This window comes from Bacillus sp. FSL K6-1106 (genome assembly GCF_038005245.1).
GTDB lineage: Bacteria > Bacillota > Bacilli > Bacillales > Bacillaceae > Bacillus > Bacillus altitudinis.
The window spans coordinates 1,912,931-1,938,759 of sequence record NZ_JBBOSV010000001.1 but is presented as its reverse complement, the minus strand read 5'-3'; the positions used below and the strand labels follow the sequence as shown (position 1 = coordinate 1,938,759).

The following is a 25,829-nucleotide window of genomic DNA, read 5'->3' as shown; positions in this document are numbered from 1 at the left end:
ATGGCTATGGAACGAATAGAGGTGAAAGGGGCAAGAGCCCACAACCTTAAAAATATTGATGTTAATATCCCGCGCGATCAGCTAGTGGTCATTACAGGTTTATCTGGTTCGGGAAAATCGTCGCTTGCCTTCGATACCATTTATGCAGAAGGTCAGCGCAGGTATGTTGAATCACTGTCAGCCTATGCACGTCAATTTCTCGGTCAAATGGACAAACCAGATGTAGATGCGATTGAAGGGCTTTCTCCAGCGATTAGTATTGACCAGAAAACGACAAGCAGGAACCCTCGATCAACCGTTGGGACTGTTACAGAAATTTATGATTACTTGCGTCTATTATATGCTCGAGTCGGAAAACCGATTTGTCCTATTCATGGGATCGAAATTACATCACAGACGATTGAGCAAATGACAGACCGTATTTTAGAGTATCCAGAACGAACGAAACTACAAGTGCTTGCGCCGATCGTATCTGGACGTAAGGGAACACACGTGAAAGTACTTGATCAAATTCGGAAGCAGGGTTACGTTCGAGTCAGAGTTGATGGCGAGATGGAGGACCTGTCAGAAGAGATCGAGCTTGAAAAGAATAAAAAGCATTCCATTGAAGTGGTGATTGATCGAATTGTCGTGAAAGAAGGCGTGGCTGCACGGTTGTCTGATTCTCTTGAAACGGCACTCCGACTTGGTGAAGGTCGTGTGATGATTGATGTGATTGGACAAGAGGAGCTGTTATTTAGTGAGCATCATGCTTGTCCGCACTGCGGATTCTCTATTGGGGAACTTGAGCCAAGAATGTTCTCGTTTAATAGCCCTTTCGGTGCCTGTCCAAGCTGTGATGGGCTTGGTTCTAAACTAGAAGTAGATCCAGAGCTTGTGATTCCGAATAAGGATTTGACTTTACGTCAGCATGCCATTGCCCCATGGGAGCCTCAAAGCTCACAATATTACCCGCAGCTTCTTGAGGCGGTATGTACACACTATGGAATTGACATGGATATTCCAGTAAAAGATATTCCGGCGCATTTATTTGATAAAATTTTATATGGCAGCGGCTCTGAGCTGATTTATTTTAAATATGAAAATGATTTTGGCCAGGTCCGTGAAAATGAAATCGAGTTTGAAGGTGTGCTTCGTAACATTGAACGGCGCTACAAGGAAACGAGCTCCGATTATATTCGGGAGCAGATGGAAAAATATATGGCCAATCAGCCATGTCCGACCTGTAAAGGATATCGCCTGAAAAAAGAAACACTTGCGGTTCTCATCAATGGCAAACATATCGGAGAAATGACCGATTTGTCTGTATCTGATGCCCTTGATTTCTATGAGAAAATTGAGTTGTCTGAGAAAGATTTGCAGATTGCCCAGCTCATTTTACGTGAAATCAAAGAGCGCTTATCCTTCTTAAATAATGTCGGATTAGATTATCTGACATTAAGCCGGTCTGCTGGCACATTATCAGGCGGGGAGGCGCAGCGGATTCGTTTGGCGACACAAATTGGATCAAGACTGACAGGCGTTCTTTATATTTTAGATGAACCATCGATTGGTCTGCATCAACGGGATAATGACCGATTGATTGGAACATTGAAAAACATGCGCGATATCGGAAACACACTGATTGTCGTAGAACATGATGAAGATACGATGCTTGCCGCTGATTATCTCATTGATATTGGACCAGGTGCAGGGGTTCATGGAGGAGAAGTGATTTCAGCTGGAACGCCACAAGAAGTCATGAAAGACCCAAAATCGTTGACTGGACAATATTTATCTGGTGAGAAATTCATCCCGCTTCCGATTGAGAGACGAAAGCCTGACGGCCGATTCATTGAAATTAAAGGGGCAAAAGAAAACAACCTTAAAAACGTGAATGCGAAGTTTCCTTTAGGTGTCTTTACCGCTGTGACGGGTGTGTCAGGATCAGGGAAAAGTACACTTGTGAATGAAATTTTATTGAAATCCCTTGCCCAAAAACTGCACAGAGCAAAAGCGAAGCCAGGACAGCACAAAGAAATCAAAGGAATGGATCACTTAGACAAAGTCATTGATATTGATCAATCTCCAATTGGCCGTACACCAAGATCCAATCCTGCTACGTATACAGGTGTATTTGATGACGTGCGGGATGTCTTTGCGCAAACCAATGAAGCGAAGGTACGAGGCTATAAAAAAGGGCGATTCAGCTTTAACGTGAAAGGTGGACGCTGCGAAGCGTGTCGTGGAGATGGCATTATTAAAATTGAAATGCACTTTTTACCTGATGTATATGTGCCTTGTGAAGTGTGTCACGGGAAACGTTATAACCGCGAGACGTTAGAGGTCACGTATAAAGGGAAAAATATTTCCGATGTGCTTGAAATGACGGTAGAGGACGCACTTCAATTTTTCGAGAATATCCCGAAAATTAAGCGGAAGCTGCAAACGATCTTTGATGTTGGATTAGGATACATTACACTTGGGCAGCCTGCCACGACATTGTCTGGTGGAGAGGCGCAGCGTGTGAAATTGGCATCTGAGCTTCACCGCCGTTCAAACGGAAGATCCTTGTATATTTTAGACGAACCGACAACCGGTCTTCATGTGGATGATATTGCTAGGTTGTTAAAAGTGCTCCAGCGCTTGGTCGAAAACGGGGATACGGTATTGGTCATTGAGCACAACCTTGATATTATTAAGGCAGCCGATTACCTTGTTGATCTAGGACCAGAAGGCGGTGCTGGTGGAGGAACGATTATTGCCTCAGGAACACCTGAACAAATTGCTAAAGAAGAAGCTTCTTACACCGGTCGATACTTAAAACCGATTTTAGAGCGTGATCGTGAGCGAATGAAACAGTTAGTCAAAGAAACAGAAAGTGTGACATCCTCATAAAGAAAAACCCCTCCGAAAGAGGGGTTTCAGCGTGTAGACAAACCCTCGCATTCTTTGTCAGTCCTGCGTGCCGGTGCTCACGAATGTCAAATTCGCTCCGCGCCAGTACTCGTCCTTCCTAGACTGCAAAGGTTTTCTATCACGCTGAAAAGAAGACAAAGGGCTAAAATCAAGTTCATTTTAGCCCTTTGTCAACAATCTGAACCCCTCCGAAAGAGGGGTTTTCCTTTTATTGCACATCTTCCTTTGGCATTAAGTTACTGAGGTGCGTTAAATCCTTTAAAATATGAGTGCTGCTACTATCGAGCAGTACTTTTAAATAACGGATATCACCATACTTCGGATGAGACGGATGAATGGCCTCTAGCTCCTTGATCATATCGCTGTTCATGCTTTTCTGTTTCTGTATAAGGTCTAAAAGCGTTTGTGCCGTGTGGTTAGCATTATGATGATCTGTCAAAATAATTACCCCCTATAATGATAATCACCATCTTTTCAACATATTTTAAAGGGTAATCCATGAAGAATCTACACTTAGGTGCAAAAAGAAATAATTTGTGTCTAAGGTCATATGTAAATCGAATGAGTTTGAAACTTTTTATACGCCATAAACGTATGAGTTAGAAAGGAATTTTCATCATGAAGGAGCGAATATATATGAACAGAGATCAGTCGATCATTGCATCTATTTGTTATTTTAGTGTATTTTTCATGCCGTTTATTGTACCGATCGTGGCATATTTTGTAGTGGATCAAAAGGAAACGAAACGGCATTCGCAGCGTGCATTGTGGTCACATGTTTTGCCAGTCGCAGCTTGTGTGCTGCTGGTTTTTGGATCTATCCCCTTTTTATTGACGACACAGGCAAGCGACTCACTCGTTCCAGTGTTCACTGTACTTATCTTGTCCTTTTTAGTCGCCATTGGCTTTTTGATCTCTGTCATTTGGAATATCATTCAAGGTATTAAAGTGCTTCAATCCATCAAATCGTAGGAGGGCTTTTTATGAATGAAAAAGAACGCATTTTAAAATTAGTAGAAGACGGGACATTATCTGCAAAAGAAGCGATTACGCTGCTTGAAAAAATAGAAGAAAATCAGTCCATTTCACTAGAAAAATCAACGGCTGATCATACCTTTCATGAAGAAAAAGCTGGCACAGAGAATAAAGGAACTGGTACTGAAAACCTCGGTGCAAAGCTGTTTGGATGGTTAGATTCGGCGGTGAAAAAGGTCAAAGATGTAGATCTTGATTTGAACTTTGGACAGTCCGTCGACGTTGAACACATTTTTCAATTCAAAGACGCGGCACTGTCTCATTTAGATATTCAATTGGCAAACGGTAGTCTCAATTTGATGCCTTGGGATGATGGGGATGTTCGGGCAGAGTGTCATGCGAAAATTTACCGTGCAGAGGATGGAGAGCAGGCAAGACAGCAATTTCTTCAACATCTGGATTGCGGGCTTGAAGGGGACAAATTTTTTATCCGAACTGAAAAGAAGACCATGAAGGTCAATGTCACCCTGTATGTACCACGTATCCAATACGATAAAATCAAAGTCAAACTGTTTAATGGACCGATTCGCGGGGAAAAGCTAAAGACAAAAGAACTGGCTGCAAAAACAACAAATGGCGTCGTCTCTTTTGCCTCTTTACAAGCAGAAAAAGTCGGAATTGAAACAGCAAATGGACAAATCAAACTGGCTGATCACGAGTGTGGTATGATTGAAGTAGAAACCATTAATGGGCTCATTGACCTGCGCGGGAAAAGTGAATCAATTGATGCACAGAGCTTCAATGGGAACATTGCTGTTCAGCTGTCAGATGAGAAATGCCGTTCGATCTATGCAAAAACGACAACAGGCAGTGTGGACGTTCAGATTCCGCGTGCTTGTGCAGTGACTGCGGAGCTGAAAAGCAATCTCGGATCGATCTCTCATGAGCTGCTTGATGCAAATATGATTAAAGAGAAAAATGAAACGTTGCAAAAAGAGAAAATGATCAAAGCTAATCAACAGGCGGAGCACAATATATCCATTTTTGCAGAAACAAAAACTGGCTCAATCCAAGTAAAGCACCAATCAGACAAGGAGTGATTCTACATGAAGAAGCTTTATCGTTCAGCGACAGATAAAAAAATAGCGGGTGTTGTCGGTGGACTTGCTGAATACTTAAGTGTCGATGCATCCCTGCTTCGTATTTTAACGGTGATCATCGGATTTATGACAGCATTTATGCCGATCTTCTTGATCTACTTCATCTGGTATTTTGTTGTTCCGGAAGAAGGCACTAACTAAATGCTTAGATGGATCGTTAGTATTTTCGTCAATGCATTACTTTTAATCGTCATTGCTGGATATTTTGATTCAGGCATTCTGCCAGGCCTTGGTAGTGTGTATATTGAAGGCTTTGGCGCAGCGATTGTAGCAAGTATTATTTTGTCCTTGCTCAATATTTTAGTGAAGCCGTTTTTGATCATTTTAACGCTGCCAGTGACAGTACTTTCACTAGGATTGTTCCTCTTTGTCATTAATGCCATCACACTGATGATGACCTCAAGCTTTATGGGAGATAGTTTTAACATTGATGGGTTTGGAACGGCCATTTGGATGGCTGTCATTTTATCCATTTTCCATCTGCTCATACAGAAAGGAATCGTGGAACCGTTAGCGAAAAAAAGCTAACGGTTTTTTTGTGTGAATTTATATCGTTTCCCCGTTCCATCTGTCATAAAAACCGTCTTCAGGAGACACAATATCCGAAGGGAGGCGGTGCACGATGGTGAATGTGAGCAGACAAATCATTCTTTTCCTTTTTTTGAGCATTCTTTTTTGTTTCAGTCAGCCTGCTTCAGCAGGATCTTTGACACAAACACAAGTGAACATACGAAATAAGCCCTTTTCACCTTTTATCTTTGATCAATTTCAAGTAGATGTCCGTCCGGTTCAAGGAAAAAAACGTGATCTTCAATTTAGGGCATCTATTAGTCAGTCAGAGCAAATTTTGTCTGCAAACTTGTACTATAAACAGAGTGATGAGCTAGGATATCGATTGATCCCAATGGAACGATTGCCGGGGATGAAACCAGAATTCACAGCGAAAATCCCGACAGATCAATTGTGGAATCCAACAGTTCATTACTATACAGAATTCCTGACGCAGAAGTCTGTCATCAAAACAACCGAACAAGCAGTTCACTTAAACGGATTTGAAGAGGATCTCTCACAAATTCCTGAGCTATTGATGACAGAAATCGTCGTGAATTCAAAAAACCGCAAAGGCAAGGATGCTTTTGAATTCATCGAGGTGTATAACACAACTCATGCACCCATTTCACTTCGACATTACCAGCTTCGCTATCGCAATCCATCACAAGGCGTGGAGATGGATGATATATATTCATTTCACACAAGTACTATCACCATTTCTCCTGGAAAGCCGTACGTATTTTGGCTTAGAAAAAAAGGGCAGGAGCATTTAACGGTAGCGGACTTTAATGCGATGTACAAAAGCCATTTAAAAGAGGGCGAGCAACTATCGGTCATTGAGAGTAAAGGATTGTCCAATTCTAAATCCCGCCTTGTTTCTATCACAACAAATATAGGAGAAGAGGTATCGTCGGCATCCTATCGTTTAAAGCCTTCATTGTTTAGCGAGCACAGATCGTTACTGTTCAAGTATCCAATGGATGGTACGACACAAATGAAGCTGATCTCGAAAGTGGAGGAAGAGCCAACACCCGGAAAAGTGTTAAAAGCACAAATTCCAACTGAAAAAAAAGAAATATCACAAGATGTTCATAAACCTGTGATCGAAGATATGACAGACAATCAACCGATAAAACCAACTGAAGGCATTGAAATGAGAGCAGATGTGCAGGATGATCAGTCCGTCAAAACGGTCAAATTGCGATATCGAACCAATCGTCATGAAGATTTTAAAGAGGTGCTGCTTCAAAAGGATCATAATGATCGGCTGTTTCACTATATTATTTATTCACCTGAGCTCATCGGTAAAGATCGATTGGAATATCAGATTGAAGCGTCTGACGGCGAAAATCAAGCAATGACAATGAAAAAAACAATTGATGTGGAACAAGTAAGCAAAGCTCACGGCCTTCGATTGAATGTAGAAGAAGGAGATACGGTTTCTGGCGTATTTCACTTAAAAGCAACAGCAGATCAGAAAAAAAGCATAAAATTAATGATAGATGGAAAACCGATTCGACAAGTATTCCCTGCACTTGAAGCAGATCCATATCTTGCATTTGATGTCAAAGGGACAAATTTATATTTTAAGAATGGTGTGTCTATAGGTAAGCACTTACTTTCCATTTTTGATGATTCGACAAAAGTGTATCGCACCTATACGATACCAATACCAGAAAAACACTTAGAAAAGGCAGGTCCACAAACGATATCATTTCATGCTGGGACGAAGTCATCGCCGTTTGACCGATTTCCTGGAGAAAATCACGATGATTTTGAATTGAAAAATGTCCAGATGATTTTATCGAATGGAACTCAAATTCTGCCTCTAAATGCGAGCCAGCATGAGGAATGGAAAATGGGCGACGGTGGCAGCGCTAAGAAGGTAAGAGCATTTCAGTTTCAAATCCCGAAGCAGGCATATGCTTCAAGCTATATTCAGTGGGATACAAGAAGGCTGAAAGAAGGAGTACATGTTGTTCAGGCTAAAACCGCAGACGAATCTCAATCTGTACGTGTGAAAGTCGATAACACGGGTCCGAAAATCAAGAGTAATATACAGGCAAATGACCAATATAAAGGCGTCTTTACGTTAAAGGCAAAGGTGACGGATCGTTGGAGTGACATAGCGGAGATGAAGGCGTTTTTAGATGGAAAACCGATCTCTTTGCCTTATCAAACGTCCTCTAGCGAATTAGAACCTGGAGAACACACATTGAAGATAAAAGCAAAAGATGCCGCTGGAAACAAATCAACTTTGAAAAAGGTTTTTAAGACGGTACATGAACACCCTGAAACGCCAGAGAGAGTGTCAGATAGGACAAAAAAGGAATCATCTAAGCAAACAGTGCTAACCAATGATCCTACTAATGATCAGTTAGATTACTCCTTTTACCGTGCCTATCAATATACATCGCTGCATCCGTCCATGAAGATTTTCAAATATGCAGCGGAAACAGAGCCGCCAAAACATTTAAATGAAACAGGGGAAATGATTTTTTCTAATCGAGAAAGAAATCGCATTGCATTTGCTGATGGTAAATCAGTGGAAACGAAAGATCTACAGCATTTTCCTTATCATCGCTTTCAAATCAAGGTTCATCACGATGTACGTGAAAAGGATGTTGTCGAGGCTGTATGGAAAGGAAGCTCATTATCAGGGAGAAAGGTAACGATGTACGCTTGGAATCATCAGCAAGAAAAGTGGGATAAAATCACTCATCACTTTGCCAAGGATGAAAAGGAATTTTACCTAAAAGGGCTGCTGTCAGTCAGACAGTATATGAAAAATCAAACGTTTGATTTGCTTGTACAAGATGAGATCAGTCAGACGTTAAAGCCTTATAAGATGGTGTGGATGTCTGATACTCAATATTATGCCAGAAGTTATCCTCATATCTTCAAAAAAATGGTCGAGTGGATCAGAGATCAAAGGGACCCATTAAATATTCAATATGTGTTCCATACAGGTGATATTGTGGATGATTCAAAGGATAAGCAATGGAATCGTGCCGATACATTTATGCGTGTGTTAGATCAGCATCAGATTCCTTACGGTGTATTAGCTGGTAATCATGATGTCAGACACAAAGACGGCCATTATAGGGAATATGGGAGATACTTTGGAGCGAAACGCTTTGAAGACAAGCCATATTACGGTGAATCCTATCAAAACAATCGAGGTCATTATGATCTTATCTCTGCTGGTGGCAATGATTATATGATGGTGTATATGGGCTGGGGGATCAAGCAAAATGAGATTGACTGGTTAAATCGAGTCATTTCTGAACATCCAGATCGCATTGTCATTTTAAATTTCCATGAGTATTTGTTAGTGAGCGGCAATCGAAGCCCAATTGGAGATTTGATCTTCCATCAAGTGGTAAAGCGTCACCCGAATATTGTCGCAGTATTTAGTGGCCACTACCACGGAGCCAGTCGAAAAGTAGATGAGATTGACGATGATCATGATGGAAAAGTGGACAGAAAAGTATATCAAATCCTTGCAGATTACCAGTCAGGTCCTGAAGGCGGTCAAGGTTTTATGCGGCTGATCACTGCGGATCAAGAAAAAAATAAGCTTCATTTCACCACATACTCACCCTACTTGAATCAAGAACATTTTTATGATCCAAAAACGTATGGAGATCAAGATGAATTTTCAATTGATGTCGATTTAACACCAAAAATGAAATCCGTTAAAACCAATTATTTTGAATTGAATGTCTACACAAACGTTCTTCTTGGAGAAGTCAAAGGTGTGAAAAGTGGTAAAAAAGCAACCTTTGAATGGAAAGGGTTAAAGCCAAATCAAGAATATTATTGGTACACTGTCGCAAAAGACCGTTTCGAAGGGAAAGCGATCTCGCCTATATGGAAAATTAATACAAAAAATGATGATCAATCAACATTTCTTAGGAAATAAAAAACTGTGCTTTCAGGAGCACAGTTTTATCTTTCCATTGTGTGAGTGAGCTTGTATCGATCCCCTCTATAAACGGACATGACATACTCGAATGGAAGGTCATTTTGAAAATAAGTTGTTCTTGCAATGGAGAGAACAGGGTCCCCTAATGAAATAGACAGCACGTTAGCTTCTTCCTTTGAAGCAACATTGGCTTCAAGCTCCTGCTTGGCATGGGCAATGGTTAGACCTGTGTTCGCTTCTATATATTCATATAAAGATCCAGTTAAATGGTCCTTTGTGAGCTCGCCAGCAAATTTTTCAGGAATATAACTCGTTTCAATAGCCATTGGTTCATCGTTTGCAAGGCGGATTCGTTTTAATTCATAGACATCTTCACTGTTCGACAGCTGTAATGATTGCAGCAAGTGCTCTGGGCATGCGACTTTTTTGAAATCAATCAACTGACTTGAAGCTTTGAGCCCACGTTGACGCATATCTTCTGTAAAGCTTGTTAAGCCTTGAAGCGGTTGTTCAAACTTCTTTCGGCTAACAAATGTTCCTTTTCCTTTTTGCCGGTATAAATATCCTTCGTTCACAAGGTTCGATAAGGCTTGTCTGACAGTCATTCGGCTAATACCAAAGCGTTCGGCATATTCTCTTTCAGAAGGAATGAGTGTATCAGGTGCTAACGTTCCATCCTCAATCTGCTTTTTCAAGTTCTCCATAATCTGATGGTACATGGGGATAGGTGACTGCTTATCAATAAACATGTGAAAATCCTCTCGTGTTTAGCGTAGTGAACCAGCTTCTCGATCAATAAAAATCGTCACATCTTCATGAAGTTTCAGAGCAGATGCAGGGAAGTCTGGGTGAATCTCTGTTCGTTCTAAATATTGTATCACGTCCGCTTTTGATTTTCCTGATGCGAGAAGGAGAATTTTTTTACTTGAAAGAATGCTTGCAATTCCCATTGTAATGGCATGTGTAGGTACCTGATCTATAGAAGAAAAGTACCTTGCATTGGCTTGGCGAGTGTGTTCATCTAATTGGACGACATGCGTCTTTGAGTCAAAGGGAGTACCAGGTTCATTAAACCCGATATGTCCATTTTGTCCGATGCCAAGTAGCTGAAGATCAATGCCCCCTAAATCTTCAATGAGCTGATCATACCTTAAGCACTCTTCTTCCAAGTGAGAAGCAGCACCATTGGGGAGGAAATATTGATCTGATGGGAGATCGATATGGTCGAATAAATGACGCTTCATGTAAGTCATATAACTATTTTCATGATTTGGATCAATTCCCACGTACTCATCCAGATTCACTGTTCTTGCTTGTTTGAAAGACAATTGTTCTGTTTGATGCAACTGAATTAACTCTTTATAAGTGTCAATTGGTGTACCGCCAGTTGCCAGACCGAGAACCGCATCTGTTTTTGATTCAATGGTACGTGCAATGAAAGCAGCTGCTGCTTTTCCTAATTGATCTTTATCTGCAAATTCGATGATGTTCATCAGTGTGTGGCCTCCTTTTTTTCATAAACGATTTGTCCATGGCAGATCGTCATCATGAGTTCGCCAGATTCATCCCAAATGACCAAATCTGCCAGTTTTCCAACTTCGATCGAACCGAGCTGATGATCGATCCCGAGCTGAGTGGCTGCATTTGTTGAGGTCATTTGAGCAATTTCTGTCCATTCACATTGTGTGATCTGTCTCATACGTTTGACCCCATCTTTCATTTGTAAAATCGATCCTGCAAGTGTTCCATCTGCCAGCAATGCTTTTTCACCGCTGACTGTCACAGTCTGTCCGCCAAATTCGTAGGTTCCCTCTCCAAGTCCTTTTGCACGCATTGAGTCTGTAATCATGATCAAACGTTCACTTCCCTTTGCCAAATACGCAAGCTTTACGGAAAGAGGATGTGAATGAATGCCATCTGTAATCAGCTCAGTCAAAAGCTTTTCGTTTGTAAGCGCAGCCCCTGCAACATTTGGCTCACGATGCTGAAATGAACTCATCGCATTATAAAGATGCGTGACATGACGCGCGCCGTGCTTTGCTGCTAGTTCAATCATGTCATGAGGAGCATTTGTATGTCCAATAGAAGGAATGATATTTTTTTCTTTTAGCAGGGAAAGAAATGCAAAATCAGTATCTTCCTCAGGTGCAAAAGTGACAATTCGAATCAGCTGATCTGATGCACTCAGCCATTTCTCAAAAAGAGGAAGGTTAGCCTGTGTAATCCATTGAGCAGGCTGCGCTCCAGCTTTATCTTTAGAAATAAAAGGACCTTCTAGATGAATGCCTAAACATTGTGCCTGACTTCCAGCCTGCTTTTTATTATAGGGTCTCCACTGTGCGACATTTTTAAGTGCTTGCTCAATCTCTTGATGATTTTGTGTAATGGTTGTTGCTAAAAAGCTTGTCGTTCCTTCTGCGGGTAAGTGATCAGCAAGTGTATTCATGGCTTCTGGTGTCGCATCCATCATATCTGCACCATATCCCCCATGGATGTGAATATCAATCATTCCGGGGAGTAAATAAAAGTTTTCCCGGGAAATATATACTTTTTCATAATTTCCTGTCGGCGGTGATGTTGAAATATAGTCGATCTTGCCATCGCGTAAACCGACAAAACCGTTTTCAATGATTTCTGTCTTTGTCACAATATGAATATTGGAGAGCAATAAAGAACTGCTCATGATTGTGCCCCCTTATTCTCGTCATTAGATTCAGTTTACCTTTTTTAAGTATAGTTGTCTATACCAGTAAATGTGATGAAACAGGATCAGGATAAAATACTATTTTGGGTTCATCATTGAAAGTGATAAAATAGAGCTGTATTTCTGAAACGCCTGCGATAAAAGGAGGAAGAAGCGTGCCGAAAGTTCGTACGAAGGACATAATGGAACAATTTCATCTTGAACTGGTAAGTGGGGAAGAAGGGATTAATCGTCCCATTACAATCAGTGATCTTTCCAGACCAGGTATTGAAATGGCTGGATATTTTACATATTACCCAAAAGAAAGAGTTCAACTTTTAGGGAAGACAGAGCTTTCTTTTTTTGAACAGCTCCCAGAACGCGAACGAAAGCAGAGAATGATGTCTCTTTGTACAGATATTACCCCTGCCATCATTTTGTCACGAGATCGTGAAGTACCAAAGGAATTGATCGAAGCATCAAACGAAAATGGAGTGCCGGTTTTACGCTCAAGCTTAAAAACGACAAGACTTTCGAGTCGATTAACGAACTTCTTAGAAAGCAAGCTTGCACCAACGACTGCGATTCATGGCGTACTCGTAGATGTATATGGTGTAGGTGTGCTGTTAATTGGAAAAAGTGGCGTAGGTAAAAGTGAAACGGCTTTAGAATTAGTGAAGAGAGGACACAGGCTGGTTGCAGACGATTGCGTGGAAATTAGGCAAGAGGATCAGGATACGTTAGTTGGAAGCGCACCAGAGCTGATTGAGCACCTTCTAGAAATCCGTGGATTAGGCATTATTAATGTGATGACCTTATTTGGAGCGGGCGCTGTCAGAAGCTATAAGAGAATTACGATTGTTATGAACCTTGAGCTTTGGGAACAAGGCAAACAGTATGACCGTTTAGGACTTGAAGAAGAAAAAATGCGGATCATCGATACAGATGTACCAAAGCTGACCATCCCTGTACGTCCGGGACGAAATTTAGCGGTCATCATCGAGGTAGCTGCAATGAACTTCAGATTGAAACGAATGGGACATAATGCAGCGGAACAATTTACAAGTAAACTTGCCGATGTCATTGAAGACAATGGCCAGGATGAATAGGAGCTGTCTATATGAATGAAGCAATTCAACCAATTGATCCGATTGCTTTTCAGCTCGGACCTATTTCGGTTCATTGGTATGGTGTGATTATTGGGGTCGGAGCCCTGCTTGGACTCTGGCTCGCATTAAGGGAGTGTGAAAAAAGAGGCATCAATAAAGATATGTTTATTGATCTCATCTTATTTGCCATTCCTATCGCCATTATTTGTGCACGAATTTATTATGTATCCTTTGAATGGGATTATTATCAGCAGCACCCAAATGAAATCATCAAGATTTGGAATGGCGGAATTGCCATACATGGCGGACTGATAGGAGCGGTGCTGACAGCGATTGTCTTTACTAAAGTGAGGAAGGTGTCCTTTTGGAAAATCGCCGATGTCGCAGCGCCTAGTATTTTACTAGGGCAAGCCATCGGGCGCTGGGGGAACTTTATTAATCAGGAAGCGCATGGTGAGGCTGTTTCAAGAGCCTTTTTAGAAAATTTGCACCTGCCTGAGTTTATTATTAATCAGATGTACATTGACGGGACCTACTATCACCCTACGTTCTTATATGAATCATTATGGAATATCGCAGGCGTTTTGATATTAATCTTATTACGTAGAACATCATTGCGTCGAGGCGAAATGTTCTTGTCTTATTTAATCTGGTATTCAATCGGTCGTTTCTTCATTGAAGGAATGAGAACAGACAGCTTAATGCTGACTGAGCACCTTCGAATTGCACAGATGATTTCAATTGCCATATTTGCAGTGGCTGTTTTGCTGATTGTGTTTAGAAGAATCAAGGGATATGCATCTATACCGTATAAAGAGAACAACTCATCAAATTAAGAGCAAGGGGGATAAGAGATGGGGGAGACATGGAAAAACGGCTTGAAAGCAGGGTTATCGACAACTTGGACACTTGGAAAAGTCATTTTTCCGGTTACCATTCTCGTTAGTATCTTGCAGCATACACCTGTGATGGATTGGATTATACAATTCATCCGTCCATTTATGGGCCTGTTTGGTCTTTCAGGGGAAGCGGCTATTCCGCTTGTTTTAGGAAATATGCTGAACTTGTATGCGGGTATTGCAGCCATCTTGACATTAGAGCTGCCTGTGAAGGAAGTGTTCATTTTAGCGGTCATGCTCTCTTTTTGTCACAACTTGATCATCGAATCAACAGTGGCGGCGAAGGTTGGGCTGCGGGTGTCTGTCATTTTGCTGGTGAGAATCAGTCTTGCCGTCGTGTCAGCAATTGTCATTCACCTCGTTTGGCAGGGAGGCGAGGAACCGGCGCAATATGGTTTGCTGACAGCTGCTCAGTCGGCTGATGTGCCTTCTAGCTGGTTTATGATCGTACTTCTTGCTTTACAGAAAGCTGTTCTTGGTGTGCTGCAGCTGGCTTGTATTGTCATTCCTCTCATGATCATCATTCAATTCATGAGAGACTTAGGGTGGCTCCATACGCTGTCTAAATGGCTGTCTCCTTTTACGAGAATGCTTGGAATGAAAGAAAATACGTCTATGACGATGGTGGCTGGTTTGACCATTGGTCTTGCCTACGGGGCAGGCGTCATGATGAAAGCAGTGGAAGAGGACGGTGTCAGCAAAAAGGATTTAACGCTTGCTTTCATTTTCCTTGTGGCGTGTCATGCGGTGGTCGAAGATACACTCATTTTCATTCCTTTAGGTATTCCAGTCTGGCCGCTTCTTCTTATTCGACTTATTTCTGCTATTTTATTGACAGCTGCCATCAGCTATATTTGGCGGAGGCGGGAACATGCAGCTGTTAGAAAGGAAGCTATATGAACCAATCAACTATTAACACAGTGCTATTTGATTTAGATGGCACATTAATTAATACAAATGAATTAATTATTGCTTCATTTCAGCATACGCTTGATCATTATTACCCTGGTCAATACAGCCGTGAGGATATCCTTCATTTCATTGGTCCATCATTATTTGATACATTCTCTGCAATGGATCCGAATCTGACAGATGACATGATTCAGATGTATCGAACGTTTAATCATGAACAGCATGACCTGCTTGTGACGGAGTACGAGACGGTGTTAGACACGTTGAAAATCCTCCAAGATCGAGGGTTTAAGCTTGGTATTGTGACAACAAAAATCCGTGATACGGTCTTAATGGGATTAAAGCTGACTGGATTGGAGCCATTTTTTGAGGTCATTGTCACACTTGATGATGTACAAAATGAAAAGCCGCATCCAGAACCAGTCCAGCTGGCATTATCCAAGCTCGGCAGTGATCCGCATGAGGCGATCATGGTTGGCGATAACTATCACGACATTTTATCTGGTCAAGCGGCAGGGACGAAAACAGCAGGTGTTGCTTGGTCTATTAAGGGAGAAGAAGCCCTGTTAAAGCATCGCCCAGATTATATGCTGCAGAAAATGAGTGATCTCTTGGCGATTGTTGGAGCTGATTAAGTTGAGAAAAACAGATCGTTATCCTGTCAAAGGGGTCAATTCGCTTAGACAAGTCTATCGAACGGTCCCCTTTCTCAAGGTTGTGAAAAACTTTATCTTTATTCAAATGGCAAGGTATACGCCTTTTATGGGAATGAAAAATTGGATTTATCGCACCTTCCTTCGAATGAAAGTCGGGGAGGATACGGCGTTTGCTTTAATGGTGATGGTCGATCTCATGTTTCCTGAGAAAATCACTGTCGGTCGAAATAGTGTGATTGGCTATAACACGACCATTTTGTCCCATGAGTATTTGATTAAAGAGTATAGGCTTGGGGAAGTCTATATTGGTGATGAAGTGTTAATCGGAGCAAATTCAACGATTCTACCTGGAGTGACAATTGGTGATGGTGCGATTGTATCGGCGGGAACTCTTGTGAACAAAGATGTTCCGGCAGGCTCCTTTGTTGGAGGAAATCCAATGCGGATGATTTATACGAAAGAGGAAATGGAAGCACGTCAATCTTCGTCTGCTGAGTAGCTCGGCAGACTTTTTTGTTGACATTCTAACTTGGTGTAACTATAATGATTACAACAGAGGTGAGAAAACATGAAAATCAGCAGCAGATTTACTGTCGCTGTCCATATTCTGGCCTTGCTATCACTTGAAAAAGGTTCTTTACAGACATCGGAGGATATCGCAGGAAGTGTCAATACAAATCCAGTGGTGATTCGCCGTATCATGAGTAAGCTCAAAAAAGCAGGCCTAATCTCAACGAGTCTTGGCAAAGGCGGTTCTCAATTGAATCGCAGTGAAGATGACATGACACTGCTCGATGTGTATAAAGCGGTTGAAGTTGTGGATGAGGGAGAGTTGTTTCAAATTCATGAAAGCCCAAACCCTGACTGTCCGATCGGTGCAAATATTCAAGCTGTACTAGAATTAATTTTGTGCCGTGCTCAAAGTGCGATGGAGCAAGTGCTTGCTGAGATCAAATTAAGTGAACTAACGCAGGTTTTAATCAAAAAAATTGGATGATCTATTCAATTTTTTTTACCTCTGTTGTAACTATAGTGGTTACATCTTAAGTGATCAAAATAACAATATATTGTAGGAGGAATTTACATGAACATTGGAATCATTGGCGCAACAGGTAAAGCAGGACAACACATTTTAAAAGAAGCTCAATCGAGAGGGCACGAAGTAACGGCAATCGTTCGAGATGCACAAAAAGTGACCAATTCATCAGCAGCTGTTTTAGAAAAGGATGTTTTTCACTTAGAGGCAGGAGACGTCAAAGGTTTTGATGTGATCGTAAACGCATTTGGTGCACCAGCAGGACAAGAGCACCTTCATGTAGAAGCAGGGAAAAAACTCATTCATCTCTTGAAAGAGACACCAGAAACGCGTTTAATCGTTGTGGGAGGTGCTGGAAGTTTATTTGTAGATGAGGCCAAAACAACTAGACTGATGGACACACCGGAGTTTCCAAAGGAATACTTTGCTACTGCTTCACACCAAGGAGAAAACTTAAAAGATCTTCAAAAGACCGAAGGATTAAAATGGACATTTTTAAGTCCAGCAGCCTTCTTTAATCCAGCAGGCAAACGGACAGGTGCTTATGTGAAAGGCAAAGACCATCTTATCGTCAATTCAAAGGGTGACAGCTATGTGAGTTATGCTGACTACGCCGTTGCACTTGTCGATGAGATAGAACAAGCTGCTCATGTTGGAGAACGATTTACTGTGGTTTCTGAAGCAGAATAAGTAGAATAACATGCGTTTCATTGTCGCTAAAAAACGATGAGTGAGGAGTCTGTCTTATGAATGATCAAGAAAAATCTTTCATCTATGTATGGGATGCGTATTGTGGCTGGTGTTATGGATTTTCCAACAGCATCCGTGCTTTACACGAAAATCACCCTGAGATACCACTGACACTTGTATCGGGCGGTTTATTTGTAGGAGAGCGTCGTCTACCGATAAAGAATTATCCACACATTTCAGAAGCAAATGAGCGTATCAGTCAGCTGACAGGTGTCGAATTTGGAGACCGTTACGAAGAGTTGCTAGAAAACGGAACATTCATTTTAGACTCTGAGGCTGCTGCAATTGGATTTTCTGCATTAAGATCCATCGCACCAGAGCGTGCATTGTATTTGGCTTCATCTATGCAAAAGGCCTTTTATCAAGACGGAAAAAGCCTAAGTGATGAAGAAACTTATAGAGATATCGCTATGAAACACCAACTTGACCCTGATGTATTAGTTGAACGAATGAAGGAGACAGAAACGATCAATGATGCGTATGCCGATTTTGCAAAGGTTCAGCAATTGAACGTGAATGGCTATCCTACACTTTTACTAAAAAAAGGGGATGAATACATCAGCCTTGGTGGGGGTGCGATGACGGCTGAAAAGCTTGAAGACCGTCTGAAGGAAATACTAACAAAATAAATCATTCAAAAACATCCTCCATTCGTATGGAGGATGTTTTTGATGCATGTGTAAATTCTCTCAATGGGAGAAGTGGTTTATGCTTTAATGATAATCGCCTGGCTGCCCATCTGTTTCCAAGAATCCTCAAACTGTTCACGATCGACTTTTTGATTCTTCTCTCCGTATGGGTTATTTAAGTAGACATGATCTTTGTCATAGCCTGTGATGACCACGCTGTGCATATTAAAGCTGATATCTATTTTCCCATTTGGTGTATTCCATGTTTCAATGTTATCTGTTTTGGCGAAGGTCGAAGTGGTAATGACCCAGACAGGATAACCTTTTTCAAGTGATTGATAGATGGCCTTTTTGACTGGCTTGCCGGTTAAGTCAACGGCTTGATTACCTACATATTTTTTCGCAAGCTGATAAATGGGTTCGTGGTACACACCAAGACCTGGTCCATTCTCCATATCGCCTACAAACCCGTCATGAGGGTCTCCTTTTAAGCCATTCTCATAATTGAGCGGGACACGCTTAATCTCGTTTGCCAATGCGTTTTTCGTTATATGCTCATAGCCGCTGTAATGAAGAAGCATGGCTAAGCTCGTGACTTCGCATCCGTTATAAAGCTTTGGTGCATCCATTTGATTAAAGAGGATGACGTCCATGGCTTTTTTATTTCCTTTTAAACTAGAGTGTGTCGTTTCTGTTTTTTTCGTAGTACGTGTTTCTTCTGCGGCTAGTGCGGTATCATTTTCTTTTTCTTTGGCTTCTTGCGGTGACGTTGTTTTCTTGACTTGGTCGAATTGTGAAACGTAAATAAAGCCGAAATAAACAAGACAAGCGCACAACAAAGTTAAGATTAATGTCTGGATGAATTTCACTGTAATCTCCTGTGTTATTCAATATTTTTAAGTATTATAGCATGTTCCTAAAGCAAAGAGATCAAAAAGGATTAGGTGTCATTTTAATGTAATATATGAACAAATGATTAAGGAAAAAAAGGGGAAAATAAAAATGATTGATTTAATTACTTTATTTTGTTAGCATATTATCATATTAGCGAACTAAAGGATTCGGAATTTTTTGTTTTAATGTGTTGGAGGTGCGGAACATGTTCATGTTTGAAAAACCATATGGTATGCGAGATTCATTACCAGGATTGTATGAGACGAAGAAAAGAGTTAGGCATTCTTTAACAGAGGTCATCAATGGTTGGGGTTATCGTTTAATGGAAACGCCAACGCTTGAATTTTACGATACAGTCGGTGTTCAATCGGCGATTACAGATACGCAGCTGTTTAAGCTTCTTGATCAAAATGGTCAAACCCTTGTGCTTAGACCTGATATGACGGGACCAATTGCGAGAGTGGCGGCTTCAAAGCTTCACGAACAGGCGTATCCGCTTCGAGTCGGTTATGCAGCCAACGTGTTTCGGGCACAGGAAAGAGAAGGGGGAAGACCTTCTGAATTTGAGCAGGTCGGTATTGAGTTGATCGGTGATGGTTCGATTAGTGCAGATGCTGAAGTCATAGCGCTTGTCGTGTTTGCATTAAAAAATGCTGGACTTCAATCCTTCAAAATTGCGATCGGGCATGTGGCTTTGGCTGAGACCTTGTTTTTAGATGTACTAGGGAATACAGAGCGGGCGAACGTATTGCGCCGATTTTTATATGAAAAGAATTATGTGGGATACAGGCAGCATGTCAAACAATTGCCGCTCTCATCCATCGATAAAACAAGGCTACTCCAGCTTTTAGAGCTGCGCGGCGGTCAAGAAGTGACCCAGCAGGCTGAAGAAATTGTGGTGTCACAAGAGGGCAAAGAAGTACTTGCGGAGTTAAAGGCGCTGTGGGAGACACTTGAAGATTACGGCTGTACAGAATATATCCGTTTGGATTTAAGCATGGTTAGTCATATGAGCTACTATACGGGGATTTTGTTTGAAGTATTTGCAGATCACGTTGGGTCTGTGATCGGAAGTGGAGGAAGGTATGATCAATTGCTTGCTCACTTTGATGCACCCGCACCCGCTACAGGCTTCGGACTTCGATTAGACCGTCTTCTTGAGGCACTCGACGCAAAAGAAATAAATGAGCCCCAAGAGGCTGTGATTTTTAGTAAAGAACAGCGGCTTGAAGCATTTGATTTTGCAGAAAAAGAGCGGACAAAGGGCAAAAGGATTGTTCTCCAAGACTTAGCGGGTATTGAAAATATTGATGCCATGACCAAGGCATTTGAGCAAGTGACTTATTTTATCGGCGCTAGAAAGGAAGAGCAAAATGGGTAAAGTGTTGACAATGGCAATGCCAAAGGGGCGGATATTTGAAGAAGCAGCAGGGCTATTAAGACAGGCTGGATATCAGCTGCCGGAGGAATTCGAAGATTCAAGAAAATTAATCATTGATGTACCGGAAGAAAATCTTCGCTTTATTTTAGCGAAGCCAATGGATGTGACGACATATGTAGAGCACGGTGTAGCAGATGTGGGCATTGCAGGGAAAGACGTCATGCTTGAAGAAGCACGGGATGTGTACGAAGTGCTCGATTTAAACATTAGCAAATGTCATTTAGCTGTAGCGGGCTTGCCGGGAGCCAGCTGGGGCGGTGTCGCGCCGCGTGTGGCTACAAAGTACCCAAATGTCGCTTCTTCTTATTTTAGAGAACAAGGTGAGCAGGTGGAGATCATTAAGCTAAATGGTTCCATTGAATTAGCACCGCTCATCGGACTTGCCGATCGAATTGTTGACATTGTCTCCACCGGTCAAACACTTAAGGAAAATGGGCTTGTCGAAACGGAACATATTTGTGACATTACGTCACGTTTTATTGTCAATCCTGTGAGCTATCGAATGAAGGATGCGGTAATCGATGAAATGGCGCAGCGTCTGGCAAGAATCATCGAAGGAGAAGGGGAGGAAACATCATGAACATCACCTACATACAAGAAGGTGAGACAGACACTCTCTCACTCAAGCGTTCTCTAGATACAGGAACGGAAGAGCAGCGATTGGCTGTTCAGCGAATAATCGAAGAAGTGAGAAAAAATGGTGACGAAGCGGTACGGTCTTTCACGAAGCAATTTGACGGTGTCTCTATTGAACAGCCACTTGTGACGGAGGATGAAAAGACAAAAGCCTACGAACGTTTGGACCCGGAGATGATCCAAATCATCCAAAAAGCGATCCGAAATATTCGAACATACCACGAGCGTCAGCTGACCTCCTCTTGGTTTTATCACCAAAAGGACGGCTCAATGCTAGGTCAGACAGTAACACCGCTCGATGCGGTCGGTGTATATGTCCCAGGCGGAACGGCCGCCTATCCATCATCTGTTTTAATGAATGTGATCCCGGCACTTGTTGCCGGCGTTGAGCGAATTGTCCTTGTGACACCGCCAGGAAAAGACGGTCGTCTGTCTGACGCTGTACTAGTAGCAGCGAATGAGCTGGGCATTTCAGAAATGTACAAAATGGGTGGTGCTCAGGCGATAGCCGCTCTTGCATATGGAACGGACAGTATCCAGCCTGTTGATAAAATCACCGGTCCAGGAAACATTTATGTAGCACTTGCCAAACGGGAAGTATTTGGTCAAGTAGACATTGATATGATTGCGGGCCCAAGTGAAATTGCTGTTTTAGCAGATGAAACGGCAACCGCACATGAGGTGGCAGCTGATTTGCTTTCACAGGCAGAGCATGATGCATTGGCATCTAGTATTTTGGTGACACCATCTAAAGGATTGGCTGAAGCAGTGCAAGCAGAGGTGCAAGCGCAGCTGGACACTTTGCCAAGGAAATCAATCGCAGCACAATCTATTCAAGACTATGGCCATATTTACGTGACAGAATCCTTGGATCGTGCAGTTGATATCGTGAACCAGTTAGCCCCAGAGCATTTAGAAGTGCTGACGGCGTATCCAGAATCACTACTTGGTCAAATCAAGCATGCTGGAGCGATTTTCTTAGGGCGTTACAGCCCAGAGCCGGTAGGGGATTACTTCGCAGGACCGAACCATGTGCTGCCAACAAACGGGACAGCAAGATTCTCCAGTCCGCTTGGCGTCACGGATTTCCAAAAGAAAACGAGCATCATTTCATATAGCAAAGAAGCTTTTGAAACACATAGCGAAAGCATTGCGGCTTTTGCAAGATTAGAAGGGCTTGAAGCACATGCAAGATCGATTGAAGCGAGAAAGCGGGAGGAATCAGAATGAGACAGGCGGAAACAGCGAGACAGACAAATGAAACGAACATTTCGTTAGCGCTAGAGATTGATGGTGAAGGAAAAGCAGATATTCAAACAGATGTCCCTTTTATGACGCATATGCTCGACTTATTCACAAAGCATGGGCACTTTAACTTATCTGTAAATGCAAAAGGAGACACAGATGTCGATGATCACCACACAACAGAAGATATTGGCATCGTGCTTGGACAGATGTTTAAAGAAGCGCTCGGGGATAAAAAAGGAATTAAGCGCTACGGCTCTAGTTTTGTTCCAATGGATGAAACACTTGCCCAAGTCGTCGTTGATTTAAGCAATCGTCCTCATTTGGAAATGAGAGCTGATTTCCCGAGTCAGAAGGTCGGCACCTTTGATACGGAGCTGGTTCATGAGTTTCTTTGGAAATTTGCCCTTGAAGCACGAATCAATCTTCATGTGATCGTTCACTATGGAACCAATACCCACCATATGATTGAAGCCATTTTTAAAGCGATGGCACGCGCCTTAGATGAAGCAACAACCATTGATCCGCGTGTGAAAGGGATTCCGTCGACAAAGGGGATGCTCTAATGATTGGCGTCATTGACTATGGAATGGGGAATTTGTTTAGCGTATCAAAAGCACTGGAACGAGCAGGGGCTTCTTATATCGTGTCTTCTGAAGTAGAGGAGCTGAAAAAGGCAGATGCGTATATTTTGCCAGGCGTCGGTTCGTTTCGTGATGCGATGCAGCTGTTAAGAGAGACAGGACTTGAGGCGTTTATCCACCAAGTCGTGCAGGAAGGAAAGCTGTTATTTGGCATTTGCCTTGGCATGCAGTTGTTGTTTGAAGAAAGTGAAGAAGCAGGTAAAACAAAAGGGTTAGGCCTTTTAAAAGGGCGTGTCGTTCTTTTGAAGGATCGTGATTCGGATGGACAAAGGCTGAAGGTGCCTCATATGGGCTGGAATGAGCTCACATTTCATCAGCCGTCACCATTATTTGACGGTGTGCCGGAAGGATTTGTATACTTTGTTCACTCTTATTATGTGAGCGGCATGAATCCAGAAGATCTATTGGCAAGTGCGCCCTATGGCGTTCAAGTACCTGCCATTGTTGGAAAGGGGAATGTGTTTGGAACGCAGTTTCACCCTGAAAAAAGCAGTACAACAGGAATGGCACTGCTGAAACAGTTTATTCAATTAGCAAACGAACAGAGGGTGAGCAAATGAGTGATTTTACATTATATCCAGCAATTGATATGAGAAATGGCAAATGTGTACGACTTGTGCAAGGAGACTATGACCAAGAAACCATTTATGGAGATTCACCGTTAGACATGGCGAGACGGTTTGCAAATGAAGGAGCGAAATGGATACATCTTGTTGATTTAGATGGCGCAAAAGCAGGGAAACGCGTGAATCACGAGCATGTGCTGGCGATTGCTTCCTCATTAGATGTGAATGTCCAAATTGGCGGCGGCATTCGTACAGAAGAAGATGTTGCATTTTATTTAAACAATGGCGTATCGAGAGTCATTCTTGGCAGTTCAGCGGTGTCAAACCCGGTTTTTGTGAAAAAAATGCTGGCGCAATATGGAGAGAAAATTGCCATTGGCATTGATGCACGAAACGGTTTTGTATCGACTGAAGGCTGGCTTGAAACGTCGGAAGTGAAGGCGGAGGAACTCGGTAAGGAACTGGCAAAGGAAGGCGCAGAGGTCTTCATTTTCACGGATATTCAAATGGATGGCATGCTGTCTGGTCCAAATGTGGAAAGTACGGTTCGATTAGCAGAAGCAACTGGCAAACAAGTCATTGCCTCAGGTGGTGTCAGTGCAGTAGGTGATCTGCAAAAGCTGTCAGCACAAAAGCAGACAGGTGTGTCTGGTGCAATCATTGGCAAGGCGCTGTACACAAAGCAATTTACTTTAGCAGAAGCGTTTGAAGGGCTTGACAGCATATGATGACAAAACGAATCATTCCATGTCTTGATGTAAAGGAAGGGCGTGTGGTCAAAGGGATCCAATTTCTAGGGTTGAAGGATGCTGGTGATCCGGTCGAATTAGCGCAGATCTATGACGAGGAAGGTGCGGATGAACTCGTCTTTCTTGATATATCTGCCTCTCATGAAGGCCGAAAAACAATGGTGGATGTGGTCAAACAAGTGGCATCCACTCTCGCTATCCCGTTCACGGTGGGCGGCGGGATTAACCATCTTGATGATATGAAGCGTATATTAAGAGCGGGGGCAGACAAGGTGTCTGTGAACACAGCGGCTGTTTTAAGACCGGAGCTAATAACAGAAGGAGCCGACTTTTTTGGTTCACAGTGTATAGTTGTTGCGATTGACGCGAAATACGATGAAGAGAAACAAGCATACATGGTCTATACGCACGGAGGACGCCGTCAAACGGATTTAGAAGTGAGTGACTGGGCGAAAGAAGCCGTGCGAAGAGGAGCAGGCGAGATCTTGCTGACTAGCATGGATGCCGATGGTGAGAAAACGGGCTTTGAGCATCGTTTGACGAGGCTTGTATCAGAAGCAGTCACAGTGCCAGTTATTGCTTCAGGAGGTGCTGGCAATGCGCAGCATATGCTGGAGGCTTTTACAAAAGGTGAAGCTGATGCCGCACTCGCAGCCTCTATTTTCCATTATAAAGAAACCTCCATTCAAGAAGTGAAGACATATTTGAAAGAACACGGGGTGAAGGTAAGATGAAACAGGCAAACGAATTAATCTTTAATGATGCAGGTCTCATTCCTGCCATTGTACAGGATGCTCAAAGCAAGGAAGTTCTTACTTTGGCGTATATGAATCAAGAATCCTATGAAAAAACATTAGAGACAGGGGAAACATGGTTTTTTAGCAGATCGAGAAATGAGCTTTGGCACAAAGGAGCTACATCTGGACACACCCAGCGTGTTACATCTATTCGCTATGACTGTGATCAAGATGCCCTGCTTGTTCTAGTGACACCAAGCGGCCCAGCCTGCCATACAGGCAGCTATAGCTGTTTTTCAGAAGATGGCGTGAAACAGCCAAGGGGAGAACAAGACCGCTTTGCCATTTTAAATGAACTGGAACAGGTCATTGCGAAACGGCAGATGGAAATGCCAGAAGGAGCTTATACGACCTATCTTTTTGAAAAAGGAGTCGACAAAATCCTGAAAAAGGTAGGGGAAGAAGCTTCTGAAGTGATCATTGCGGCGAAGAACCGTGATCAAGAAGAATTGAAATGGGAAACAGCAGATCTCCTGTATCACCTTCTTGTGTTATTACGTGAACAGCAGCTGCCTCTCGATGATGTATTAAAGGTATTGAAAAAGCGCCATCAAGGGGAATGAAAAGCTGGGGGTACCCCCGGCTTTTTGCTTTTAAATGAAAAACAAATCCTTCCTTTCCTTTTGTTCTATGTGACGACTCATGAAGTATGTTATACTACACACGGTAC

27 protein-coding genes are annotated in these 25,829 nt (G+C 42.4%); 22 read left to right on the top strand and 5 right to left on the bottom strand.

Annotation, left to right across the window (positions count from 1 at the left end; translation table 11 throughout):
* The gene (gene uvrA, locus MHI20_RS10260) at positions 1-2,877 is read left to right on the top strand and encodes an excinuclease ABC subunit UvrA (RefSeq protein WP_340938013.1); all 2,877 of its coding nucleotides are present in this window, start codon (positions 1-3) and stop codon (positions 2,875-2,877) included.
* A 229-nt stretch (positions 2,878-3,106) separates the two neighbouring features.
* Here the strand turns inward: uvrA and MHI20_RS10255 are convergent, their stop codons facing one another.
* Positions 3,107-3,337 carry a hypothetical protein gene (locus MHI20_RS10255; RefSeq protein WP_008348188.1) on the bottom strand — a complete coding sequence of 77 codons (231 nt, stop codon included), beginning with the start codon at positions 3,335-3,337 and terminating at the stop codon, positions 3,107-3,109.
* Positions 3,338-3,534: 197 nt separating this feature from the next.
* On the opposite strand from MHI20_RS10255, the gene MHI20_RS10250 reads away from it, so the two are divergent.
* The 5 genes from MHI20_RS10250 (at position 3,535) to MHI20_RS10230 (ending at position 9,510) form a co-directional block, all read left to right on the top strand.
* Positions 3,535-3,870, top strand: coding sequence for a hypothetical protein (locus MHI20_RS10250; protein ID WP_268373201.1), 336 nt, complete (start codon positions 3,535-3,537; stop codon positions 3,868-3,870).
* A gap of 11 nt (positions 3,871-3,881) precedes the next feature.
* Entirely contained in the window at positions 3,882-4,973 is a 1,092-nt protein-coding gene (locus MHI20_RS10245; protein ID WP_340938003.1) for a DUF4097 family beta strand repeat-containing protein, read from the top strand.
* 6 nt (positions 4,974-4,979) lie between these two features.
* The gene (locus tag MHI20_RS10240) at positions 4,980-5,174 is read left to right on the top strand and encodes a PspC domain-containing protein (RefSeq protein ID WP_008348183.1); all 195 of its coding nucleotides are present in this window, start codon (positions 4,980-4,982) and stop codon (positions 5,172-5,174) included.
* The gene (locus tag MHI20_RS10235) at positions 5,175-5,561 is read left to right on the top strand and encodes a phage holin family protein (RefSeq protein WP_007500042.1); all 387 of its coding nucleotides are present in this window, start codon (positions 5,175-5,177) and stop codon (positions 5,559-5,561) included. It abuts the gene before it with no gap.
* Positions 5,562-5,655: 94 nt separating this feature from the next.
* The gene (locus MHI20_RS10230; RefSeq protein ID WP_340937998.1) at positions 5,656-9,510 is read left to right on the top strand and encodes a metallophosphoesterase; all 3,855 of its coding nucleotides are present in this window, start codon (positions 5,656-5,658) and stop codon (positions 9,508-9,510) included.
* 26 nt (positions 9,511-9,536) lie between these two features.
* On the opposite strand, the gene MHI20_RS10225 is transcribed toward MHI20_RS10230, so the two are convergent.
* From MHI20_RS10225 to nagA, 3 genes are read right to left on the bottom strand one after another with little or no spacing between them, the layout of a single operon-like run.
* Positions 9,537-10,262, bottom strand: coding sequence for a GntR family transcriptional regulator (locus MHI20_RS10225; RefSeq protein WP_041507821.1), 726 nt, complete (start codon positions 10,260-10,262; stop codon positions 9,537-9,539).
* A gap of 18 nt (positions 10,263-10,280) precedes the next feature.
* Complete coding sequence (gene nagB, locus MHI20_RS10220) at positions 10,281-11,006, bottom strand: glucosamine-6-phosphate deaminase (RefSeq protein WP_340937996.1); 726 nt, start codon at positions 11,004-11,006, stop codon at positions 10,281-10,283.
* Complete coding sequence (nagA, locus tag MHI20_RS10215) at positions 11,006-12,196, bottom strand: N-acetylglucosamine-6-phosphate deacetylase (protein WP_340937994.1); 1,191 nt, start codon at positions 12,194-12,196, stop codon at positions 11,006-11,008. The genes nagB and nagA overlap by 1 nt, the downstream gene beginning before the upstream one ends.
* A gap of 176 nt (positions 12,197-12,372) precedes the next feature.
* Between nagA and hprK the strand changes: the two genes are divergently transcribed.
* The 8 genes from hprK (at position 12,373) to MHI20_RS10175 (ending at position 18,187) form a co-directional block, all read left to right on the top strand.
* Complete coding sequence (gene hprK / locus MHI20_RS10210; protein ID WP_003212943.1) at positions 12,373-13,305, top strand: HPr(Ser) kinase/phosphatase; 933 nt, start codon at positions 12,373-12,375, stop codon at positions 13,303-13,305.
* Positions 13,306-13,316: 11 nt separating this feature from the next.
* Positions 13,317-14,141 carry a prolipoprotein diacylglyceryl transferase gene (gene lgt / locus MHI20_RS10205; RefSeq protein WP_035701537.1) on the top strand — a complete coding sequence of 275 codons (825 nt, stop codon included), beginning with the start codon at positions 13,317-13,319 and terminating at the stop codon, positions 14,139-14,141.
* A gap of 18 nt (positions 14,142-14,159) precedes the next feature.
* Positions 14,160-15,104, top strand: a complete 945-nt coding sequence (locus tag MHI20_RS10200; protein ID WP_113746945.1) for a nucleoside recognition domain-containing protein — start codon at positions 14,160-14,162, stop codon at positions 15,102-15,104.
* Positions 15,101-15,751, top strand: a complete 651-nt coding sequence (gene ppaX / locus MHI20_RS10195; RefSeq protein WP_017357895.1) for a pyrophosphatase PpaX — start codon at positions 15,101-15,103, stop codon at positions 15,749-15,751. The genes MHI20_RS10200 and ppaX overlap by 4 nt, the downstream gene beginning before the upstream one ends.
* Position 15,752: 1 nt before the next feature.
* Positions 15,753-16,271: an acyltransferase gene (locus MHI20_RS10190; protein ID WP_024719892.1), complete on the top strand. Its 519-nt coding sequence runs from the start codon at positions 15,753-15,755 to the stop codon at positions 16,269-16,271.
* 69 nt (positions 16,272-16,340) lie between these two features.
* A complete protein-coding gene (locus tag MHI20_RS10185; protein ID WP_024719891.1) occupies positions 16,341-16,769 on the top strand; it encodes an Rrf2 family transcriptional regulator in 429 nt (142 codons plus the stop codon).
* Between the two features lie 87 nt (positions 16,770-16,856).
* A complete protein-coding gene (locus tag MHI20_RS10180; protein ID WP_035389623.1) occupies positions 16,857-17,498 on the top strand; it encodes an NAD(P)-dependent oxidoreductase in 642 nt (213 codons plus the stop codon).
* A gap of 56 nt (positions 17,499-17,554) precedes the next feature.
* Positions 17,555-18,187 (top strand): DsbA family protein, encoded by a 633-nt coding sequence (locus tag MHI20_RS10175; protein WP_058336960.1) that lies wholly within the window; start codon positions 17,555-17,557, stop codon positions 18,185-18,187.
* Positions 18,188-18,264: 77 nt separating this feature from the next.
* Here the strand turns inward: MHI20_RS10175 and MHI20_RS10170 are convergent, their stop codons facing one another.
* Positions 18,265-19,056, bottom strand: coding sequence for a C39 family peptidase (locus tag MHI20_RS10170; protein WP_338705812.1), 792 nt, complete (start codon positions 19,054-19,056; stop codon positions 18,265-18,267).
* A gap of 230 nt (positions 19,057-19,286) precedes the next feature.
* Between MHI20_RS10170 and MHI20_RS10165 the strand changes: the two genes are divergently transcribed.
* Genes MHI20_RS10165 through hisIE form a run of 8 tightly spaced genes read left to right on the top strand, consistent with a single transcriptional unit; the run spans position 19,287 to position 25,722 of the window.
* Positions 19,287-20,462 (top strand): ATP phosphoribosyltransferase regulatory subunit, encoded by a 1,176-nt coding sequence (locus MHI20_RS10165; RefSeq protein ID WP_327878483.1) that lies wholly within the window; start codon positions 19,287-19,289, stop codon positions 20,460-20,462.
* Positions 20,455-21,102, top strand: coding sequence for an ATP phosphoribosyltransferase (gene hisG / locus MHI20_RS10160; protein ID WP_007500071.1), 648 nt, complete (start codon positions 20,455-20,457; stop codon positions 21,100-21,102). The genes MHI20_RS10165 and hisG overlap by 8 nt, the downstream gene beginning before the upstream one ends.
* A complete protein-coding gene (gene hisD, locus MHI20_RS10155) occupies positions 21,099-22,388 on the top strand; it encodes a histidinol dehydrogenase (protein WP_340937971.1) in 1,290 nt (429 codons plus the stop codon). Before hisG ends, hisD begins: the two co-directional genes overlap by 4 nt.
* On the top strand, positions 22,385-22,969 hold the full coding sequence (hisB, locus tag MHI20_RS10150; protein WP_045033998.1) for an imidazoleglycerol-phosphate dehydratase HisB: 585 nt from the start codon (positions 22,385-22,387) through the stop codon (positions 22,967-22,969). The genes hisD and hisB overlap by 4 nt, the downstream gene beginning before the upstream one ends.
* Positions 22,969-23,607 (top strand): imidazole glycerol phosphate synthase subunit HisH, encoded by a 639-nt coding sequence (gene hisH / locus MHI20_RS10145; RefSeq protein WP_256688735.1) that lies wholly within the window; start codon positions 22,969-22,971, stop codon positions 23,605-23,607. Before hisB ends, hisH begins: the two co-directional genes overlap by 1 nt.
* Positions 23,604-24,341, top strand: coding sequence for a 1-(5-phosphoribosyl)-5-[(5-phosphoribosylamino)methylideneamino]imidazole-4-carboxamide isomerase (gene hisA / locus MHI20_RS10140; protein WP_041091644.1), 738 nt, complete (start codon positions 23,604-23,606; stop codon positions 24,339-24,341). The genes hisH and hisA overlap by 4 nt, the downstream gene beginning before the upstream one ends.
* A complete protein-coding gene (hisF, locus tag MHI20_RS10135) occupies positions 24,338-25,096 on the top strand; it encodes an imidazole glycerol phosphate synthase subunit HisF (RefSeq protein ID WP_024719884.1) in 759 nt (252 codons plus the stop codon). The genes hisA and hisF overlap by 4 nt, the downstream gene beginning before the upstream one ends.
* Positions 25,093-25,722, top strand: a complete 630-nt coding sequence (gene hisIE, locus MHI20_RS10130; RefSeq protein WP_138279041.1) for a bifunctional phosphoribosyl-AMP cyclohydrolase/phosphoribosyl-ATP diphosphatase HisIE — start codon at positions 25,093-25,095, stop codon at positions 25,720-25,722. The genes hisF and hisIE overlap by 4 nt, the downstream gene beginning before the upstream one ends.
* Positions 25,723-25,829 lie beyond the last annotated feature (107 nt).

What these genes read in the sequence shown, in the direction of transcription:
- uvrA (WP_340938013.1), top strand. Translation starts at nt 1, where the DNA reads ATGGCTATGGAACGAATAGAGGTGAAAGGGGCAAGAGCCCACAACCTT.
- MHI20_RS10250 (WP_268373201.1), top strand. Translation starts at nt 3,535, where the DNA reads ATGAACAGAGATCAGTCGATCATTGCATCTATTTGTTATTTTAGTGTA.
- MHI20_RS10245 (WP_340938003.1), top strand. Translation starts at nt 3,882, where the DNA reads ATGAATGAAAAAGAACGCATTTTAAAATTAGTAGAAGACGGGACATTA.
- MHI20_RS10240 (WP_008348183.1), top strand. Translation starts at nt 4,980, where the DNA reads ATGAAGAAGCTTTATCGTTCAGCGACAGATAAAAAAATAGCGGGTGTT.
- MHI20_RS10235 (WP_007500042.1), top strand. Translation starts at nt 5,175, where the DNA reads ATGCTTAGATGGATCGTTAGTATTTTCGTCAATGCATTACTTTTAATC.
- MHI20_RS10230 (WP_340937998.1), top strand. Translation starts at nt 5,656, where the DNA reads ATGGTGAATGTGAGCAGACAAATCATTCTTTTCCTTTTTTTGAGCATT.
- MHI20_RS10225 (WP_041507821.1), bottom strand. Translation starts at nt 10,262, where the DNA reads ATGTTTATTGATAAGCAGTCACCTATCCCCATGTACCATCAGATTATG.
- nagB (WP_340937996.1), bottom strand. Translation starts at nt 11,006, where the DNA reads ATGAACATCATCGAATTTGCAGATAAAGATCAATTAGGAAAAGCAGCA.
- nagA (WP_340937994.1), bottom strand. Translation starts at nt 12,196, where the DNA reads ATGAGCAGTTCTTTATTGCTCTCCAATATTCATATTGTGACAAAGACA.
- lgt (WP_035701537.1), top strand. Translation starts at nt 13,317, where the DNA reads ATGAATGAAGCAATTCAACCAATTGATCCGATTGCTTTTCAGCTCGGA.
- MHI20_RS10200 (WP_113746945.1), top strand. Translation starts at nt 14,160, where the DNA reads ATGGGGGAGACATGGAAAAACGGCTTGAAAGCAGGGTTATCGACAACT.
- ppaX (WP_017357895.1), top strand. Translation starts at nt 15,101, where the DNA reads ATGAACCAATCAACTATTAACACAGTGCTATTTGATTTAGATGGCACA.
- MHI20_RS10185 (WP_024719891.1), top strand. Translation starts at nt 16,341, where the DNA reads ATGAAAATCAGCAGCAGATTTACTGTCGCTGTCCATATTCTGGCCTTG.
- MHI20_RS10180 (WP_035389623.1), top strand. Translation starts at nt 16,857, where the DNA reads ATGAACATTGGAATCATTGGCGCAACAGGTAAAGCAGGACAACACATT.
- MHI20_RS10175 (WP_058336960.1), top strand. Translation starts at nt 17,555, where the DNA reads ATGAATGATCAAGAAAAATCTTTCATCTATGTATGGGATGCGTATTGT.
- MHI20_RS10165 (WP_327878483.1), top strand. Translation starts at nt 19,287, where the DNA reads ATGTTCATGTTTGAAAAACCATATGGTATGCGAGATTCATTACCAGGA.
- hisG (WP_007500071.1), top strand. Translation starts at nt 20,455, where the DNA reads ATGGGTAAAGTGTTGACAATGGCAATGCCAAAGGGGCGGATATTTGAA.
- hisD (WP_340937971.1), top strand. Translation starts at nt 21,099, where the DNA reads ATGAACATCACCTACATACAAGAAGGTGAGACAGACACTCTCTCACTC.
- hisB (WP_045033998.1), top strand. Translation starts at nt 22,385, where the DNA reads ATGAGACAGGCGGAAACAGCGAGACAGACAAATGAAACGAACATTTCG.
- hisH (WP_256688735.1), top strand. Translation starts at nt 22,969, where the DNA reads ATGATTGGCGTCATTGACTATGGAATGGGGAATTTGTTTAGCGTATCA.
- hisA (WP_041091644.1), top strand. Translation starts at nt 23,604, where the DNA reads ATGAGTGATTTTACATTATATCCAGCAATTGATATGAGAAATGGCAAA.
- hisF (WP_024719884.1), top strand. Translation starts at nt 24,338, where the DNA reads ATGATGACAAAACGAATCATTCCATGTCTTGATGTAAAGGAAGGGCGT.
- hisIE (WP_138279041.1), top strand. Translation starts at nt 25,093, where the DNA reads ATGAAACAGGCAAACGAATTAATCTTTAATGATGCAGGTCTCATTCCT.